This window comes from Streptomyces sp. NPDC048057, assembly GCF_040653095.1.
GTDB lineage: Bacteria > Actinomycetota > Actinomycetes > Streptomycetales > Streptomycetaceae > Streptomyces.
In genome coordinates, this window is the sequence record NZ_JBEZNF010000009.1 from 130,446 (window position 1) to 148,182 (window position 17,737).

Sequence of the window (17,737 nt, forward strand, 5' to 3'; positions counted from 1 at the left end):
ACCCCCCCCCAGAACCACTGCATTCCCCCCACAACACCGCCCCCGCCCGGAGTTTTTCCCGGGCGGGGGCGGTACCCATGTGCGGCCCGGGTGCTGGCTTGGCAGGCGCGGTAGCGCCGCGATGCGCGTGCAGGGACGGCGTCTGCGACCCGCCTGTGGTTGTTCGCGCAGTTCCGCCCCCTACGCCCAGAGGGCGTGGTGGGGCCCCAGCGCCCCCAAACACCCGTCCTCCAGCCCGCAGGCAAGTGACGGGGGAAGCGAATCAGGGGCGCGGGGAACTGCGCGACAAGCCACGGACAGGCCGCAGAAACCAACGCTCCCGCAGGGTTACGGCGAGAGTGTCCAGGTGGGCGCTGGGGGTCCCCCTGTGCCCGCAGGGCACAGGGCCCGAGGAACCTTGCACCTCCGTGCAACGTGGACCACAGGCGGGCCCGCACGGAGCGACCCGCACCCGTACCCGCAGCCCGCACTCGCGCCCGCGCTCCGGGCTACGCCCGAAGCGCGGGAAGCCCGATCAGCTCCGCGATCCCCTCCGGCGGCAGCGCCTTCGCGTAGTGCCACCCCTGCCCCGTGTCACACCCGATGCGCCGCAACCGCTCCGCCTGCCCCGCCGTCTCCACGCACTCCGCGGTCACCGTCAGCCCCAGCCGGTGCGCCAACTGCACCAGCGCCTCGACGATCGTCTCGTCCGCCGGGTTCGGCGGCGCCTCGTCCTGGAAGGCGCGGACGAACGAGCCGTCCAGCTTCAGCACCGACACCGGCAGCCGGCTGAGGTACGCGAGGTTCGAGTACCCCGTACCGAAGTCGTCGATGGCGATCCGCACCCCCATGTCGCTGAGGTTCTGCAACGCCTGGAGCGGTCGGCCCGCCGAGCCCATCACCGCCGACTCCGTCAGCTCCAGCTGCAACAGGTGCGCCGGCAGCCCCGTCTCCGCCAGGATCTCCGCCACGTCCGCCACCAGGTCCGAGTCCCAGACCTGCCGTACGGCCACGTTGACGCTCATCACCAGCGGCCGGCTCCCCGGGTGCTCCTGCTGCCACCGGCGCGCCTGCCGGCAGGCGGTCCGCAGCACGTACCGCCCCAACTGCACGATGGAGCCGTCCTCTTCGGCGATCGAGATGAACCGATTCGGCGCGAGGGTCCCGAACTGCGGGTGCTGCCAGCGCACCAGCGCCTCCACGCCGTGCACCACCCCGTCCGCGAGCCCCACCAGCGGCTGGTACTCCACCACGAACTCACCGCGCTCCACCGCCGGCCGCAGCGAGGACGACAGCGCCTGCCGGGTCAGCCGGTGGGCGTTGCGCTCCGGGTCGAACAGGGTCCAGCGCGCCTTGCCGTCCTCCTTCGCCCAGTACAGCGTGGTGTCCGCGGCCTGCATCAGACCGGTCGCCGTCGTCCCGGCCGCCGCCCGCTCCACCACCCCGATGGACGCCGTCACCGACAACTGCTGCCCGTCCAGCTCGAACGGCCGTTGGAGTGCCGCGAGCACGCACCGGGCGAGGTCGGCCAGCTGCTCCGTGCCCGTCGACTCCTCGACGAGCACGGCGAATTCGTCGCCGCCGAGCCGGGCCACCAGATGGCCGCCGCCGCAGCGCGGAGGTTCGACGCGGGCCGTGCACTCGGTCAGCCGGGCGGCGACGGCGGTCAGCAGCCGGTCGCCCGTGCGGTGCCCCAGTGCGTCGTTGACCGCCTTGAAACCGTCGACGTCCAGATAGAGGAGCCCGATCCGCCCGGTGGAGTTGCGGTCGTACGCGGCGGACTCCAGCGAGGTCGTGAGCCGTTCGAAGAAGAGCGCGCGGTTCGGCAGCCGGGTCACCGCGTCGTGCATCTCCAGATGGCGCACGCGGGCGCGCAGTTCGCGCCGGTCGCTGACGTCCGTGACGCACAGCAGCGCGGTGCGCTCGCCGCCGGGCAGCGGGGTGAGGTCGACGTCCACCCACAGGACCCGCCCGTCGGGGTGCTTCAGCCGTCGCGTACAGCGCAGTCGGGGGCGCCGCCGGCGCAGCACGTCGCGGTACGCCTGCCAGATGCGGCGGTCGGACGCCAGGTCGGTGAGGTCGGCGGCGCGCGCGCCGACCGGGTCTCGACCGACGAGTCCGGCGAAGGCGGGGTTGGCGCCGACGACGTGTCCGTCGGGTCCGACGACCGCCATCGGGAGGGGGGCCGCTTCGAACGCGGTCCGGTACTCCCGTCCGGGCCCTGTTCCTTCGGGGGATCCGCTCACCGCATTCACTCCCGCAGTGCAGTTGTGTCGTGGATGTGGTCGGAAAGAGTCAGAGATCGGATGGAGCCGGGGAAGAACCGAGAGAGTTCAAGGAAGAGCAAGGAAGAGCAACGAAGAGCAAGGAAGCGCTGAAAAACCGAAAAAGCTGAAGAAAGCTCAGGAAACGGACCGGGGAAAGTGTGCCGATCATAGAGGCTGGCCTGTCGGCCGTTCCACCTCCGCCACTGGGGCGTCCGTCGTCGACGCACTTTGACAGATCGTTTCTGCGTAAGTCTGCCCGACCTGGAGCACCCTTAAGTGTCGTTCTGATCCCGCGCTGACCGGACTACGTCTTCCTGACGCCCCGCGGAGCGTCGGCGGTGCCGGTTCAGGGTCGCTGCGGTCTCGGCCCGGTTGCGACCCGGTTTCGGGCCGGTCACCCGACTGGGGCAGCGGAACTGGTCGTACGTCGTGAAATCACCACAAGGTGGTCGTCGAGGTGCCCTCATTCCGCAGCCGGAGGTCGACGTGGAGCGTCAGCAGTCATCCCCGGGTCCGCCCGGGGGAGTGCAGGGCGGCCGAATGTTCGATTGTCGGATCCCGGCCGACCTGGAGGGTTGGGAGCACCCCGAGCTCTCCGGGCTGCCCGAGCCGCCCGAGCCTTCCGGGGGCGACGACACGTCCCGTGACTCCGACGGCCTTGAGGGGTTCGCCTGGGTCAGCCCAGGCGTACGGGACGGACGGCGCCGACCGGGCGGAGAGGGCGGACGGGGCGGACGGGGCGGCTCCGGCGGAGGGCGCGGCCGGCAGCGCCCCGGCAGCGGAGGTGACGGCGGTGACGGCGGTGACGGCGGTGACGGCGGTGACGGCGGCGGGGAGCGCCGCCGTGCCCGTAGCGCCGCCGCCGCCTTCACCTCGCTCGTGGCGCTGGCCGCCACCTCCCTGGTCGCCGGCCCGGCCGTGGCCAAGACCTCCTCGGCGTCCTGCGCCCTCCCGCGCACCCAGGCGCACCACTCGCTCGGCCTCGACACCTGGAACGACTCCTACCCCCGGCCCACCGAGGACCTGGACGCGGTGATGGTGTTCCTGTCCTTCCCGGACGCCACCCCGCGCACCACCCCCGCCGAGCTCGCCGCCGACCACTTCCCGTCGACCGGTGCCTTCTTCGAGCGCGCCTCCTACGGCCGGTTCGGCCTGCGGGCCCATCCGCAGCGCGACTGGGTGCCGATGCCGAAGCCGTCGACGGCGTACGACATAAGCCGTGACTGGGAGCCGGCCCTGCGGCGGGCCTACCTGCGGGACGCCCTCGACGCCGCCGACCGCCGGGTGGACTTCTCCCGGTACGACGTGATCTACCTGGTCGCCGACCCCGACGCCCCGGGCGTGGACTCCGACGCCACCAAGGTCGTCAACTTCGAGCGCCCGCTGACCTACGACGGGACCGAGCTGCGGCGCGTCGTCACGGTCTTCGAGCAGCACCCGCCCGACCGCAACGTGCTGGCCCACGAGACCGGCCACGTCTTCGACCTGCCCGACCTCTACCACCGCCCGGTGGACGGCAAGGGCGACTGGGACACCCACGTCGGGGACTGGGACGTCATGGGCAGCCAGTTCGGCATGTCCCCCGATCTCTTCGCCTGGCACAAGTGGAAGCTGGGCTGGCTGGACGACCGCGACGTGCGCTGCGTCACCCGGCCCGAGTTGATCACCCTGGAGCCGGTGGGTGCGGAGCCCGCACCGGGCGGGGGCCTCGGCACGCGGCTGGTGGTGGTGCGCACCGGTGCGGACTCGGCCCTGGCGATCGAGGCGCGCGGCGCCGTCGGCAACGACCGGACGACCTGCACGGAGGGCGTGCTGCTCTACCGGATCCACGCGGACACGGCGTCCGGCGGCGGCCCGGTGGAGGTGGTCGACACCCATCCGGACACCGACGCGTGCTGGGACCGGTCGGTCTACCCGCGGCTGGCCGATGCACCGCTGGGCGTCGGCGAAACGTTCACTCTCGCCGGGGCCTCGGGGGAGCGGACCCGGATCGAGGTGGCGGACCGGGCGTCGACGGGTGCGTGGACGGTGAAGGTCACCCCCGGCTGAGACCTGCGGGGAACACGAAGAAGCCCCCCGCTGTCGCGAGGGGCTTCTTCCGTCTGTGCGCCGCCAGGGACTCGAACCCCGGACCCGCTGATTAAGAGTCAGCTGCTCTAACCAACTGAGCTAGCGGCGCCTGCTGACGTCGTAGACATTAGCACCAGGGTCCGCGGGACGAGAAATCGATGCCCGCAGGCCCGGGGCGACGGCGGCACGGGCCGCGCGGACGCACGCCCACAGCAGGACGTCGGGCCCGGGCAGCCACGGGTGACGGGTCCCGGGGGCGACCAGCCAGCGCGGACCGCCGCCCTCCGTTTCGTCCTCCGCTACGAGCGGCGGGACCGTCACCGCGTCCCCGGTCCCGTGGTAGAGCAGCGGCGGTACGGAAGCGCCCCACTCCTCCCACGCGAGCAGGGCGGGCAGCCGACAGGCGGTGCCCGGCGCGGCGAAGAGCAGCGTCCGGCCCCGGTGGGCGGCGACGGGCCCGGAGCCGGGGCCCTCCTCCCAGAGGCGGTCCAGCATCTGCCGCCCGAAGACGGCCGGTACGTTCACGATGTCGAAGACCGTGCCGCAGGGCAGCACCGCGGGGGCGGCGGGCCGGCTCTCCCAGAGTGTGAGCATGGAGCGCGGATACGTTCCTGCAGAGGCGAGCCAGTCGGCGCCCTGGGCCGTGACCTGGGCGACGTGGTGCTTGCGCTCCTCCTTGAGGAGGGCGAACAGGTCTGTCGGGCGCTCTTCGTCGCCGACGGACAGCAACAGGTCGTGGTCGTCTCGCAGCGATGCACTCATGGCACCTACGTCTACCGGTTGTGACCGCATGGTTCCAGAGTGTCCCCAAAGCGAGGACAACGCAGCGCGACGCGGGGTATCGTGCCGCCCCGGCATATGCCAGATGTGAAGTTCCCGGGCAGATTCGCCAGGGTGTTCGTCGAGGCGCCGGGTTGGTCGCCCGTACGTTCGGAGCCGCCCCGGCCCCGAGGCTCAGCTCGCGCCGTCGCGGAGCAGGCCCCGCCCGAACTCGATCATCTTCTTCGCGTAGTCCTCGGTCCACCCCGCGCGCTCCGCGACGTCCGCGGGCGTCAGCCGGTCGAACCGCCGCGGGTCGGCGAGCTGGGCCGCGGCGAGCGCCTGGTACTCCACCGCCCGGTCCGTCGCCGCCCGGAAGGCGAGCGTCAGCTCCGTCGCCCGCGCCAGCAGCTCCCGAGGGTCGTCCATCGACTCCAGGTCGAAGAAGTGCTCCTGGTCCGCGGCCACCTCCGCAGGCTCGAACAGCAGCGCGGCGGGCCGCGGCTTGCGTGGCTGCGGGTGTTCCGTCATGGCACTTCCTTCGGATCCGGGCGGCGTGCGGGGCGCACCGCGAGCGGGGCGTGCGCCGCCCGCACTCGCGACCGCTCCATTCTCCCGCCCTCCGCAAGAGGACGACCCCTGGTCTCCTAGTCCTCCAGGTGCGCGGTGTCGTTCAGTCGGGCCAGCGCCGGCTGCCCGTACGCCCAACCCAGTACGGACAGGGACGTGGGAGCGAGATGGATGCGCGCCGCGAACGCCGCGTCGAAGCCCAGCCAGCGGGCGCACAGCACCCGCAGCACGTGCCCGTGCGCGAAGAGGAGCACGTCCCGGTCGGCGGAGCGGGCCCACGCCACGACCTCGTCCGCCCGCGCGGTCACGTCCGCCAGCGTCTCGCCGCCCAGGACGCCGTCGCGCCAGATGACCCAGTCGGGCCGCCCGTCCGCCTGGATCTCCGGGGTCGTACGGCCCTCGTACGCGCCGTAGTCCCACTCCATCAGCGCGTCCCAGGGCGTCGCCCGATCGCCGAAGCCGGCCAGATCGCACGTCTCCGAGGCCCGGGCCAGCGGGCTGGTGCGGACCTCCACGTCCGGCAGCCCCTCCCAGGGCGCCCGGCGCAGCCGCTCACCCAGCAGCTTCGCCCCGCGCCGCCCCTCTTCCAGCAGCGGAATGTCCGTACGACCGGTGTGTTTGCCGAGCCGGGACCATTCGGTCTGACCGTGTCGGACGAGCAGGACGCGTGGTGCCATGGTGCAAAGCCCCCTGAGTTCGGTGGTGGCCTCTCATCATCGTGCACCCGACAGGTACTCGTCGTACACGTGAACGTGCGGCGACCCGGTCGCAACCTGAGGGACACTGGGAGCGTCACTCCGGAAGTCGGCACCCACCGACCGCGCGCCGCCCCTTACACCGTACGGTTGACCGGTGGCCACCGACCGACCGGAGCATGAGGGGGGAAACCTACGGATGTCGTACATCACGGCTCGCCACCGGCCACGCTGGTGGGCCGAGCTACTGCTGCTCGCGGTGGTCTACTGCGCTTACTCGGCCGGCCGACTGGTGGCCCGCGGTGACGTGTCGACCGCGGTCGACAACGGCCTGGCCATACTCCGGGCCGAGAAGGCGCTCTACCTGGACTTCGAGACCCCGCTGAACGACCTCTTCACCGAGGTCCCCGCCATCGGCATCCCCGCGGACTTCATCTACGCGTCGCTCCACTACCTGGTGACGCCCGTCATCCTCGTCTGGCTCTTCCGCCGCCGCCCGCTGCGGTACCGGGCGGCCCGCGCCTGGCTGATGATCTCGACGCTCCTCGGCCTCGTCGGCTTCACGCTGATGCCGACCTGCCCGCCGCGGCTGCTGGACGCGACCCACGGCTTCGTCGACACCATGGCCCAGTACAGCTCGTACGGCTGGTGGGGCGGCGAGGCGAGCGCACCGCGCGGCATGGGCAATCTGACCAACCAGTACGCGGCGATGCCCAGCCTGCACGTCGGCTGGTCCCTGTGGTGCGGCGTGATGCTGTGGCGACACGGGCGCACCCCGCTGCTGCGCTGGCTGGGCGTGGCGTACCCGCTGGTGACCACCGTCGTCGTGATGGGCACCGCGAACCACTACTTCCTCGACGCCGTCGCCGGTGCCGCCGTGATGGGCCTGGGCCTGCTGCTGACGCGGCCCGCGCTGCGCGTGCTGGACCGGATCCAGGGCCGCGAGGGCGGAGCGTCCGTCGTGGCCGGCGGCGCTGCTGGTACGCCCGAGGGTGCCGAGACGGCCGGTGAACAGGAGGGCACGGAGGCCGTGGGGAAGCCCCAGCCGTCCCGTGAGCCGCAGAACTCCCCATCGGTGGAAGGGACATCCCCCGACGCCGCCGACGGCGCCGGATCCCCGATTGTCGGTGCGGGGTGCCAGACTTCCCCGGGTGAGCGAATCCCTGGACAGCGGACCACCGCGGCAGGCCCCTCCGCGGGAGCCGGCGACAGCACTCCGGCAGCGGCTCGCTGAGCTGCGCGGCCCCGCCGCACGGCCCAAACCGCTGGACGCCAGAGCCCTCGCCGCCCTCGCGGCCAACCCCGGCTGCGAGCGGCGCGCGCTGCTGGACGGCGCCGGGGTGGACAAGACGGCGCTGGCCGCAGCCCTCGGTGCGCCGTCCGGTTTCGGCCAGTCGCAGTTCGCGTTCATGCGGGGCAACGCCTTCGAGGCGCGGGTCACCTCGGACGGCGGCGCCGCGCTGATGAAGCTCCTCGGCGTCGAGGACGGCGGTGACGGCGGGGCCTTCCGACTGCCCGACCTCACCGCGGCCGGCCCGGAGGGGCGCGCCGCCCGCACCGCCCTCGCCCTGCGCGAGGCGACCTCCGCGGCCGACTGGACCCTGCTGCGCCACCCCCTGCTCGCCCTGGAGATCGCCGGGTCCCCCGCCTATCTGGAGCCGGACGCGGTCGTCGTCCACCCCGACGGGCGGTGGACGGTCGTCGAGATCAAGTCGTTCCCGATGATCGACGCCGCCGCCGACGCCGCGAAGGTGGGCGCCGCCGCGCGCCAGGCCGCGGTGTACGTCCTCGCGCTGGAACGGGTCGCGGCCCGCACCCCCGGCGCCGAGGTCGCCCACAGCGTGCTGCTGGTCTGCCCCAAGGACTTCTCGAACCTCCCCACCGGGTCCGCGGTCGACGTCCGCAAGCAGGTGGCCGTCACCCGCCGCCAGCTCTCCCGCCTCACCCGCATCGAGGACATCGCCGCCGCCCTCCCCGACGGCACCACCTTCGACCTCGACCGCAGCCCGGCCGAGCTGACGGCCGCGGTGGCCGACGTCCCCGCCGCGTACGCCCCCGAGTGCCTCTCCTCCTGCGAGCTGGCCTTCCACTGCCGCGATCGGGCCCGCTGCGAGGGCGCCGTCGAGACCCTCGGCCGCTCCGTCCGCGGCGAACTGGGCGGCCTGACCACCGTCGACGCGGTGCTGGCCGCGGCCCGCGGCGAGGCAGGCGACCCGGACGACCCCGCGGTGGCGGCCCTGCGCCGCGCGGCAGCGCTCCGCGCCGGCGCCCTGTCGACGACGCGCATGGCCGCGGACGCCCTGCCGGCGCCGAGTGCGTTCGGGCACGAGGACGGCGCCCCTGCGTCACCGGTCCCGGCGGCCCGCCCGCCGGAGGCTGACGCAGGGTGCCCAAGGACCGTTCACGACGGCCGATCGCGCGGGGACGAGGGGCGTACGTCGGCGTCGGGCGAGCCTGTGGCGCGTCCGCCGCACCCCCGCCCCGACGGGGACCACCGGGCCCGTGGAGGGGACGCATGAGCCTGATCACCACCCTCGCGCGACTCGAAGCCGTGGAGTCCGGGCGGGCGCAGCCGCTGGCGACCGTACGCCACCGGCAGCTGGCGGACCGGCCGCTCGTGTTCGTGCCGCTGACGACCGCGGGCGAGGCCGGGGCGCCGCTCGGGGCGCTCGTCGGCACCGAGCGGGACGCGCCGCGGCTGTTGACCGTCGCGCAGCCGCGCGACCGGGAGCTGCGGTTCGCGTTCCTCGCCGAGCTGGCCGACGTCGTCCTGCCGCACCTCGACGCCCACGCCGACGACGTCGAGCTGATCGAGCGCGCCGCGACCGACCCCGAGACCGGCAAGCGGACCACGGTCGAGGCCGAGCTGTGCGCCGACGCGCCCCAGATCGTCGTGCCCGGGCGGGCCGGCGTCGAGTTCGTCCGGCTCCTGGGCCGCTCCATGCGCTTTCGCCGCACTTCCGAGCAGGACCCCGACGCGCCCTACCCGGCGCCCCCGCGCGTACCGCTCCTCGGCCGCTGGTTCACGCACTACGGGGAGCGGGCCCGGGTCCCCGGGTCGTCGCTGCTGCTGGCCGCCACCGACCTGCTGAACCGGCACTGGGCCACCGGCCAGTCCTCCCTGGAGGACCAGCACCTGGGCGCGTTGCTCGCCTGGATCGACCCGCCGGCGGGGGAGTCGGGCGCGGACGCGGCGCTCCGCGCCGAGCTGGGCCGGGACGGACAGGGCCAGTTGCTCTGCCCGCCCGCCGGCCCCGCGACCGACCCCGCGTTCGACAACCGCCTCCTCGCCCCCGCCGTCGAGAGCTACGACCGGCTGCGGCTGCGGCTGGCCGCCGCGGAGGAGGGCGCCCACGCAGAGGGCTGGCTCGGTGAACTCTCCGTCGCCGAACGCGAGATCCGCCGACTGCTGGCGACCCAGCTCAAGCCCACCTGGGACGCGGTGTGGCACGCCCTGGACCTGCTGCGCCAACTGCCCGAGGGAGCCAGGGTCCCCGACCGCTGGACGCGCGACCGCTGGTCCTTCACCGCCCATCGCGACCGGGTGCGCGCCGGCGAGCCGCCCCAGCCGCGCCGCGACGACGCCGTGACCGCCGCCCGCAAGCTCGCCACGCGCGAGACCGCCCAGGCGGAGCTGGAGGCCCAGGAAGCGCTGGACGACCCCCTGGTGCTCGCCGGCCGCAGGCTCACCGGCGAGGCGTTCACGTGCGAAGTCACCGAAGTCGTCATGGCCTGGTCGGAGTCGAAGCGCCCCGCGCCCCGCCCGCTGCTCACCGTCCGCACCGACGACCGCCCCCACCTGGGCGAGCGCGTGAAGGCGTACCGCTCCCTGGACGGCAAGCCGCAGTCCGCCGAGTTCGTACGACAGGAGCCCGACGGCGCGCTCGTGCTGCGGCTGCTGGACCGCATGGGCCGCGCCAAGGAGCCCGCCGAGGGGTCCGTGCCGCAGAAGGGCGACCGGATCGCCTGGACCCTCTTCGAGCACGACCAGCGCGGCGGACCCAAGCTGCCCGAGCCGGAAGACACGCCGTGGACGCACGGCGGCCCGCCGTCCGCGTCCGCGGAGGACCCGGACCCCGTGACCCCGGAGGACATCCTGTGACGATCCTTCCCGGCCCGCCCCGCGTCCCCGGGCCCGCCGCGTCGGACGGCGCCCCCGACGGCGGGTTCGACCCGGCCGCGGCTGCCGCCCGCGCCACCGAGGCCATCCTCGCCGACACCCTGCACGGCACCAGCCGTGGCGTCGTCGTGGACTCCCCGCCGGGCGCCGGCAAGTCCACCCTCGTCGTCCGCGCCGCCCGGGAACTGGCCGCGGCCGGCCACCCCCTGATGGTGATCGCCCAGACCAACGCCCAGGTCGACGACCTGGTGCTCCGGCTCGCCGAGAAGGACCCCGAACTGCCCGTCGGCCGGCTGCACAGCAGCGACCCCGACCCGTACGACAAGGCGCTCGACGACCTGCCGTCCGTACGGAAGTCGGCGAAGGCGGCGGACCTCGTCGGCCAGGACGTGGTGATCTCCACGGCCGCGAAGTGGGCGCACGTCCGGGGCGTCGAGCCCTGGTCGCACGCCATCGTGGACGAGGCGTACCAAATGCGCTCCGACGCGCTCCTCGCGGTCGCCGGGCTCTTCGAACGCGCCCTGTTCGTGGGCGACCCGGGGCAGCTCGACCCCTTCGCCATCGTCGGCGCCGACCAGTGGGCGGGGCTGTCGTACGACCCCTCCGCCAGCGCCGTGTCCACCCTGCTGTCGCACAACCCGGACCTGCCGCAGCACCGGCTCCCGGTGTCCTGGCGGCTGCCGGCGTCCGCGGCGCCGCTGGTCTCCGACGCGTTCTACCCGTACACCCGCTTCCGCAGCGGCACGGGACCCGAGGACCGCCTCCTCTCCTTCGCGGTGGCGTCCGACGGCTCGGCGTACGACCGGGTCGTCGACGAGGCCGCGGCGTCCGGCTGGGGCCTGCTGGAGCTGCCGGCGCGGCACACGCCCCGCACGGACCCCGAGGCGGTCCGGGCCGTGGCCCGCGTGGTGCGGCGCGCGCTGGACCGCGGGGGCGCCGCGACGAGCGTGCTGGGGGCCGAGCCGACGCCCGTCACGGCCGACCGGATCGCCGTCGGGACGGCCCACCGCGACCAGGCGGCGGCGATCCGCGCGGCCCTCGCCGAGCTCGGCGTCCACGACGTCACGGTGGACACCGCGAACCGCCTCCAGGGCCGCGAGTTCGACCTCACGGTGGTGCTGCACCCGCTCTCGGGCCGCCCCGACGCCACGGCCTTCCACCTGGAGACGGGCCGTCTGTGCGTCCTCGCCTCGCGCCACCGCCACGCCTGCGTCGTCGTCTGCCGCGCGGGCGTCGCCGACCTCCTCGACGACCACCCGTCCACGGAGCCGGTGCAGCTCGGCGTCCAGGTCAAGTTCCCCGACGGCTGGGAGGCGATGATGTCCACCTGGGACCAGTGGTCCTCCCACCGCGTGGTGCTCAGGCCCTAGGCGGCCTGTCTTACGGATCTTGCTGGGTGAGTGTGGGGCCCCACGCCCTCTGGGCGTAGGGGGAGGGGTCTGGCCGCACCCTGGCTGGGTCGTCGTCGCACGCACCAGACCCCGACAGGCCCGCCCAAAGGGCGGACGGCGCTACTTTGAAGACGCTCCCTGGCGAGGGCCGGCCGTCACCACGCGTGCGGGGGATCGGTGCCCAGCGCCGTATGCCGGTACTCGCTCGGCGGCACGCCGTAGGCGGCGCGGAACGCGCGGCTGAAGTCCGCCGGGTGCCGGAACCCCCACCGGAGGGCGATCTCCCCGACCGTCCTGCGTCGCAACCGGGGATCGGCCAAATCGGCCCGGGTGCGTTCGAGTCGGCGCCGGCGGATCGTGGCGCTGACCGTCTCCGGCCGGCGCCGGAACAGCAAGTGCAACAGGCGTACGGAGATGTGGTGATGCGCAGCGATGCTCGCCGGCCCCAGCTTGGGATCGGCCAGGTGGTGGTCGATGTGCGCCAGGACGCGGGTCGTCAGGACCTGGTGGCGGATGTCGGCCGACAGCGCGGACAGGCTGTCGGTCCGGGCCGCCAGGAAGGCGGTCACAAGCTCGAACCCGACCGTGCCGAGACGGATCAGTTCCGCGTCGTCGCAGTGGGGCGCGTTCGCACGAAGTTGGGAGAGGTAGGTGCCGAGCAGCGCGCCCGTCCCGGTCCTGGTGGGCAGGCGGGTGCCCAGCAGCGCGTCGGCCCGGTCGTACGGCAGGGGTACGGTGGCTCGGGGCAGCCGGATCAGCGTGAGTCTGCTCTGTCGCCCCTGGTCCTGGAACTCGCAGGTGAGCGGGTGCCAGGTGTCGAACAGGGCCATGTCGCCGGCGCGCAGGAGGGTGTTGTTGCGTCGCTGCTCCAGACCGATCGGGCAGCCGTGCACGAGGCCGAGGAAGTACGACTCGGAATCCGCCCGCCGGATGTGGGCCGGGGTGCGCTGCGCCGACAGCGGCGAGGAGGCGAACATCGACATCTCGGTGTGGGGCAGCCGCAGCGAGGTGGCCCGGCCCTCGAAGTGGTCGGCGTGACCGCTGCTGACCGCGACCGGCATGACGGCCTCGGCAAGCAGCGATGACCACCAGCCGAGCCGGTCCTCCGGACTGACGACGTCCGTCCGGACCCGGGTCACCCCCACATCGGCCATCGCACCCCGTCCCTCCACGGCCAAGCCGGTCGGTCGGCCGGTCTCCATGTTGGGCGGTGTCCGTGGGAGCGGTAAGGGCGCCTTCGGTCAGTGTTCGCATGCACTCCCTGCCAACATTCCGTGCGCTCGCTGCTAGAGCCGGCCGGAGTGGCCGCGCAGATACTCGTGGCTGTCCCCTCGTGCGCATCCAGACAGCAGGAGGAACCTTGAACAACGGGCGCAATCTCGTGAGTCGGACCCTCCGCGGCACCGCCGCACTCCTCGCCGCGGCCGGCCTCGTGCTGCTCTCGGCGGGCAGCTCCACCGCCGGCACGGCAGCCCCGTCAACCCCGCCCACACCGCCGATGTCCGCGCCGGGCGCCGCCGTCACCGGTGGGTCCCTCGTGGGGGGCGCGACGGAGCGCGCCGGCACGGCTGCCGACTACACGATTCGGCTGCGGAACGTCGCCACGGGTTTGTGCGTGGACGACAGCAATGTCGGACTGCGGCACTTCGGTTGCCAGCTCCAGACCGGCCCGTACGCCAACTTCCAGAAGTTCGACCTCACCACGGTCGCTCCGTACACGTACGTCTTCCGCAACCGTGCCACGGGCTTGTGCATGGACGACAGCAATGTCGGACTGCGGCACTTCGGCTGTCAGAGCCAGACCGGCCCGTACGCCAACTTCCAGCGGTTCGTCCTGATCGCGGCCCCCGGAAACACCGCCGTCCTGCGGAACGTCGCCACGGGTCTGTGCGTGGACGACAGCGATGTCGGGCTGCGGCACTTCGGCTGTCAGAGCCAGACCGGCCCGTACGCCAACTTCCAGCGGTTCCATACCGACACGTACTGATCCCGAGCCGAGCGGGAGGCCGAGTCGACGAAGCCCCGGGGCGACGAAGCTCCGAGGCGCGTCGGTCTCCCGCCGGCCCGCGCATCCGGGCGGGCGCGCGGGCTTCACGCCCGCAGGGCATCACGCGCGCGGCAGGAGGGACTCGCAGCGGGAGAGGAAGCTCGGCACCCCCTCCGCCCCCCGGTGCCGGTCCAGCACCATCGCCGTGGTCGCGACCATCGACTGGATCCGCGCGGAGTGGACCCCGTCCAGCAGGTCCAGCACCCCGTGCCCCGCCGCCGCCGCCTCGTCGTGCGCCCCGCCGTGCGCCAGCGAGGTGGCGAGTTCGGCCCGGTACAGCGCGAGGTTGCGGGTGAAGCGGTGGTCCTGGAGCTCCGCCGCGCGCCGTGCGTGGTGCACCGCGCGCGCCCACACCCCCAGCCGGGCCCAGCACTGCGCCTGGAGGAACTCCAACTCCGGCTCGCCGAAGAAGGACATCCACTCCGGGTCCGCCGCCGCGCCGTCGCGGGCGAAGTGGGTGTGGGCCCGCCCCAGGCACTGCTCGCAGCCCGCGCGGTCGCCCAGCCCCGCCCAGCCGCCCGCCTCGCGCAGCGCGAGCAGGGACAGCAGCCGGGGCGACCCCAGGTCGTCCGCGGCGCGCTGGCCCGCCTGGGCGCAGCGCACGGCTTCCCGGTGCCGTCCGGCGTCCCGCGCCAGGAACGACGCGTTGGAGAAGGCGTGCGCCTCCAGCGCCGCGTCCCCTGCCATCCGCGCCGTCGCCAGCGCCTCCGCGTAGTGCGAGCGCGCGTCGGCCACCCGGCCCGAGTCGTGGGCCAGCCAGCCCACGGAGAGCGCGAGTTCGCCCGCGCTGGACTGGAGCCGGTCGATCGTCGAACTGCGCGCGGTCAGGCCGGCGTCCAGCAGGACGTACGCCGCCCGCAGCGGCTGCGCGGCGCGTTGGTAGAGCCCGTCCGCGCCGTGCCGGTCGTCCAGCAACCGGATCCGGCGTACGGCCTCTTCGACGGCGAGGACCTCGCTGTCGCCGATGCGCCGGCCCGTGGACGCGGCGCCGGGCTCCGGCAGGGCGCTCAGTACGGCGCCGAGCCCGAGTCCGAAGGAGGCGGCTGCCACCGTGGCGGAGCCGCCCGTCATGAATGCGCGACGCAACACGTCGCTCTCCTCGTCGTTCTTGCTGTCGTCAGTGCTGTCGGGGGTGCTGTCGTCCGTGCCGTGGGCCGCGGCTCCGACCACGGGGTCCACCGTGGTGCCGGCCGTGTTCCCGGGGGCGTCGGGCCGCGCCGGGGCGCGCCCTGCGCCCCGTACCCGCTCCCTGGCCGTGAAGCCGAGGTCCGTCAGGTCGAGCCCGGGGAACATGTGCCGGAACACCCGCTCGTACGCGTAGTTCGGGCAGCGGATCTCGCCGGCCTCGACACGTCCGATGTAACGGGCGTCGCACGAGACCTGCTCGCCGATCTCCCGGGCCGCCTTGCGCACGGCCGCAGCGAATTCTCCGGGGGAGCGTTGGCCGCGCAACCGCCGGAAGGCGAGGTTGGGAACCGCCCGCGATGCCCGTGACGACGACCCCATGGCCGAGCCCTCTCTGGTGCAGCCGTGTTCCCGGCGAGGCATGAACGTACCGGCTGCGGCGCCGGTTTCGCCGGGGGTTTGACCGCAATCCTGACCATAAAGGCGATAACTCCCCCGCGATCTGCCATGAAGTGCCATCCTTTGCGGCGGAGTGTTGCCGTAGCCCTTGACGCTCCCGGGCGTTGAACCTCTTGGAGGCGCAATCCGTGTCTCGTGGTGAGCGAGGAGGGGATCCCCTTGTTGGAGACCGGCGTCGACGGCGGCACGCGAGAGCCCGTGGCGGTCGTCAGCGACCAGGAGCCGTGCGATCTGGTGACCGTCCCGACCCGACAGGGCCTCGAAGCAGTCGACATCCTGCGGCGCACCGCCGCCCCCGCGGTGGGCCCGGTCCTCCACGACGGGGAGTGCGACACCCTCGGTTTCCTCGTACCGTCCGGCACGGCCGGCGACTGGGACGTGCCCGGCAGCGCGTGTACGAGGACCGAGGGGCCGGGGCCGCGGCTGCTCGGGCACCAGACCATCCCCGCCTGCGGCCGGAGGTGGCTGCTGCCACCCGACGGCCGGGAGGAGGTCACCGACCCGGAGGTGCTGCGGGAGGCGCTCGGCGAGGCGGCCCGGCTGATCGAGGCCGCCGACCGCTGTAGCTGAGGCCCCGGCGCCGCACTGCCCGCCCCCATCAGGCGAAACGCTTCTTCGATGTCGATAATGGGCGGGTGGCGAAGAGCGGTCGGCGGCGCGGAGAGGAATCCGTGGTCGCCCGGGTGGACGGCGGTACGGCGGAGTTGGTGCCGGACCCGGAGCGTCCGCGCGCCTGGACGCTGCTGCTCGACGGCGCCCCGCAGTCCCACGTCGACCTGGCCGACCCGACGCACCTGTCCTTCGCGTACCAGCGGCGCCTAGGCCACGTGGCGGACCTCGCGGCCCCGCCGGGCCGGCCGCTGCGCGTGCTGCACCTGGGCGGCGGCGCGTGCACCCTCGCCCGGTACGTCGCGGCCACCCGGCCCCGCTCCACGCAGCAGGTCGTCGAGGTGGACCAGGGGCTGGTCCAGTTCGTCCGCACGCACGTGCCGTGGGATCCGCGGGCGCGCATCCGGGTGCGGACCGCGGACGCCCGCGCCGCCCTGGGCAAGGTGCCGGACGCCTGGGCCGACCTGGTGATCGCGGACGTCTTCAGCGGCGCCCGCACCCCGGCTCACCTCACGAGCGTGGAGTTCCTCGGCGAGGTCCGCCGGGTGCTGGCGGCCGGGGGTTGGTACGCGGCCAACCTCACCGACGGCCCGCCGCTGGCCCATCTGCGCGCCCAAGTCGCCACCGTCGCCGTGGCCTTCGGTGAGTGCGCGCTGGCCGCCGACCCGGTCGTGCTGCGCGGCCGGCGCTTCGGCAACGCGGTGCTGGTGGGCTCGGACGGCGAGCTGCCGATCGCGGAGCTGACCCGAAGGGTGGCGAGCGATCCGCATCCGGGGCGGGTGGAGCACGGCCGTGCCCTCCTCGACTTCACCGGGGGCGCCGCCCCGGTGACCGACGCCGACGCCCGGCCATCGCCCGCGCCGCCCCCCGACGCCTTCCGCTGAGCCGCGCCTTGGAGCGCGGCCTCAGGGCGATTCGTAGAACTCGAACTTCGGCGGACCCGCGTTCCACACGCAGAACACCGACTGTTCGCGCCCGTCCTTGGTGAAGGCGACCCGGATCCAGGTCGTGTCCCGGTAGACCTGCACCTGCCAGCCCGGGTTGGGCGTCGCCAACTCCAGCTCCGCCGACGCCTCGTGCAGGACGAACACGGCCCTGCCGCCCTCGACCGTCTCGCCCCGGACCTCCCCGGACGGCTTCGCCGGCGGGCTGTCGGGCGCGGTGGTCGGCCGGTCCGCGACCGGCTGGTCGACGCTCGGCCGGGCGGACGGACCGCGGCCCTTCGCGAGCGAAGTCCCCGGCGCCTTCTCCGACTCCGCCTCGCCCTGCTTGCCCTCCGGCTCCTGCGTCGCGGAGGTGGGCGGGGGCCGATGGGTGCTGGAGACGCGGGGCTTGGCCTGCGTGGTGGGGGTGTCCCCGGCGTTGATGGGCACGGCGCGCGGCCGGTCGTAAGCGGTCCCGGACATCACCGTGTGCACGCCCCACCACGTCAACGTGACCGCGGCCCCGGTGGACAGCGACCACGCAATGGCATGTACAAGTCCTCTACGCATCGGGGCCATACTGCACCACACAACCCACTCGTGTCCCCAAGAGGATCGGCCTGCTCCGCATATCACGCGCTTCCCAACTCCCCGTCCCCGGTGGCGAACGACTGCGCGAACGGTCACTCGGGTGGGGCCCCGGGTACTCCGTATGGCGTACGG

At 73.6% G+C, this 17,737-nt stretch carries 15 protein-coding genes and 1 tRNA gene; 8 read left to right on the plus strand and 8 right to left on the minus strand.

Annotated features, from left to right (window positions below; translation table 11 throughout):
• Positions 1-488: 488 nt before the first annotated feature.
• Entirely contained in the window at positions 489-2,225 is a 1,737-nt protein-coding gene (locus tag AB0E05_RS12730; protein ID WP_361962307.1) for an EAL domain-containing protein, read from the minus strand.
• 561 nt (positions 2,226-2,786) lie between these two features.
• On the opposite strand from AB0E05_RS12730, the gene AB0E05_RS12735 reads away from it, so the two are divergent.
• Complete coding sequence (locus AB0E05_RS12735) at positions 2,787-4,295, plus strand: M6 family metalloprotease domain-containing protein (RefSeq protein ID WP_361962309.1); 1,509 nt, start codon at positions 2,787-2,789, stop codon at positions 4,293-4,295.
• A 56-nt stretch (positions 4,296-4,351) separates the two neighbouring features.
• On the opposite strand, the gene AB0E05_RS12740 is transcribed toward AB0E05_RS12735, so the two are convergent.
• The 4 genes from AB0E05_RS12740 to AB0E05_RS12755 form a co-directional block, all read right to left on the minus strand.
• Positions 4,352-4,425, minus strand: a tRNA-Lys gene (locus AB0E05_RS12740).
• Entirely contained in the window at positions 4,416-5,078 is a 663-nt protein-coding gene (locus AB0E05_RS12745; RefSeq protein ID WP_361962311.1) for a bifunctional DNA primase/polymerase, read from the minus strand. Before AB0E05_RS12745 ends, AB0E05_RS12740 begins: the two co-directional genes overlap by 10 nt.
• Positions 5,079-5,270: 192 nt before the next feature.
• Positions 5,271-5,606: a hypothetical protein gene (locus AB0E05_RS12750; protein ID WP_361962313.1), complete on the minus strand. Its 336-nt coding sequence runs from the start codon at positions 5,604-5,606 to the stop codon at positions 5,271-5,273.
• Positions 5,607-5,722: 116 nt separating this feature from the next.
• Positions 5,723-6,322 carry a histidine phosphatase family protein gene (locus AB0E05_RS12755; protein ID WP_361962315.1) on the minus strand — a complete coding sequence of 200 codons (600 nt, stop codon included), beginning with the start codon at positions 6,320-6,322 and terminating at the stop codon, positions 5,723-5,725.
• Between the two features lie 217 nt (positions 6,323-6,539).
• Between AB0E05_RS12755 and AB0E05_RS12760 the strand changes: the two genes are divergently transcribed.
• From AB0E05_RS12760 to AB0E05_RS12775, 4 genes are all read left to right on the plus strand, one after another.
• Positions 6,540-7,574, plus strand: coding sequence for a phosphatase PAP2 family protein (locus AB0E05_RS12760; protein ID WP_361962317.1), 1,035 nt, complete (start codon positions 6,540-6,542; stop codon positions 7,572-7,574).
• Positions 7,492-8,859 carry a hypothetical protein gene (locus tag AB0E05_RS12765; protein ID WP_361962319.1) on the plus strand — a complete coding sequence of 456 codons (1,368 nt, stop codon included), beginning with the start codon at positions 7,492-7,494 and terminating at the stop codon, positions 8,857-8,859. The genes AB0E05_RS12760 and AB0E05_RS12765 overlap by 83 nt, the downstream gene beginning before the upstream one ends.
• Positions 8,856-10,442 carry a hypothetical protein gene (locus AB0E05_RS12770; RefSeq protein WP_361962321.1) on the plus strand — a complete coding sequence of 529 codons (1,587 nt, stop codon included), beginning with the start codon at positions 8,856-8,858 and terminating at the stop codon, positions 10,440-10,442. The genes AB0E05_RS12765 and AB0E05_RS12770 overlap by 4 nt, the downstream gene beginning before the upstream one ends.
• Positions 10,443-10,546: 104 nt before the next feature.
• Positions 10,547-11,830: an AAA domain-containing protein gene (locus AB0E05_RS12775; protein ID WP_361962535.1), complete on the plus strand. Its 1,284-nt coding sequence runs from the start codon at positions 10,547-10,549 to the stop codon at positions 11,828-11,830.
• Positions 11,831-12,006: 176 nt separating this feature from the next.
• Here AB0E05_RS12775 and AB0E05_RS12780 read toward each other — a convergent pair whose 3' ends face one another.
• A complete protein-coding gene (locus AB0E05_RS12780; RefSeq protein WP_361962323.1) occupies positions 12,007-13,005 on the minus strand; it encodes a helix-turn-helix domain-containing protein in 999 nt (332 codons plus the stop codon).
• Positions 13,006-13,232: 227 nt separating this feature from the next.
• Between AB0E05_RS12780 and AB0E05_RS12785 the strand changes: the two genes are divergently transcribed.
• Complete coding sequence (locus AB0E05_RS12785; RefSeq protein WP_361962325.1) at positions 13,233-13,838, plus strand: RICIN domain-containing protein; 606 nt, start codon at positions 13,233-13,235, stop codon at positions 13,836-13,838.
• Positions 13,839-13,958: 120 nt separating this feature from the next.
• Here AB0E05_RS12785 and AB0E05_RS12790 read toward each other — a convergent pair whose 3' ends face one another.
• The gene (locus tag AB0E05_RS12790) at positions 13,959-15,404 is read right to left on the minus strand and encodes a tetratricopeptide repeat protein (RefSeq protein WP_361962327.1); all 1,446 of its coding nucleotides are present in this window, start codon (positions 15,402-15,404) and stop codon (positions 13,959-13,961) included.
• A gap of 240 nt (positions 15,405-15,644) precedes the next feature.
• Here AB0E05_RS12790 and AB0E05_RS12795 point away from each other — a divergent pair, with 240 nt between their 5' ends.
• Both AB0E05_RS12795 and AB0E05_RS12800 read left to right on the plus strand, forming a co-directional pair.
• On the plus strand, positions 15,645-16,052 hold the full coding sequence (locus AB0E05_RS12795) for a hypothetical protein (protein WP_361962537.1): 408 nt from the start codon (positions 15,645-15,647) through the stop codon (positions 16,050-16,052).
• Between the two features lie 65 nt (positions 16,053-16,117).
• The gene (locus AB0E05_RS12800) at positions 16,118-16,975 is read left to right on the plus strand and encodes a fused MFS/spermidine synthase (RefSeq protein WP_361962329.1); all 858 of its coding nucleotides are present in this window, start codon (positions 16,118-16,120) and stop codon (positions 16,973-16,975) included.
• A 21-nt stretch (positions 16,976-16,996) separates the two neighbouring features.
• Here AB0E05_RS12800 and AB0E05_RS12805 read toward each other — a convergent pair whose 3' ends face one another.
• Positions 16,997-17,497: a hypothetical protein gene (locus AB0E05_RS12805; RefSeq protein WP_361962331.1), complete on the minus strand. Its 501-nt coding sequence runs from the start codon at positions 17,495-17,497 to the stop codon at positions 16,997-16,999.
• Positions 17,498-17,737: the final 240 nt, after the last annotated feature.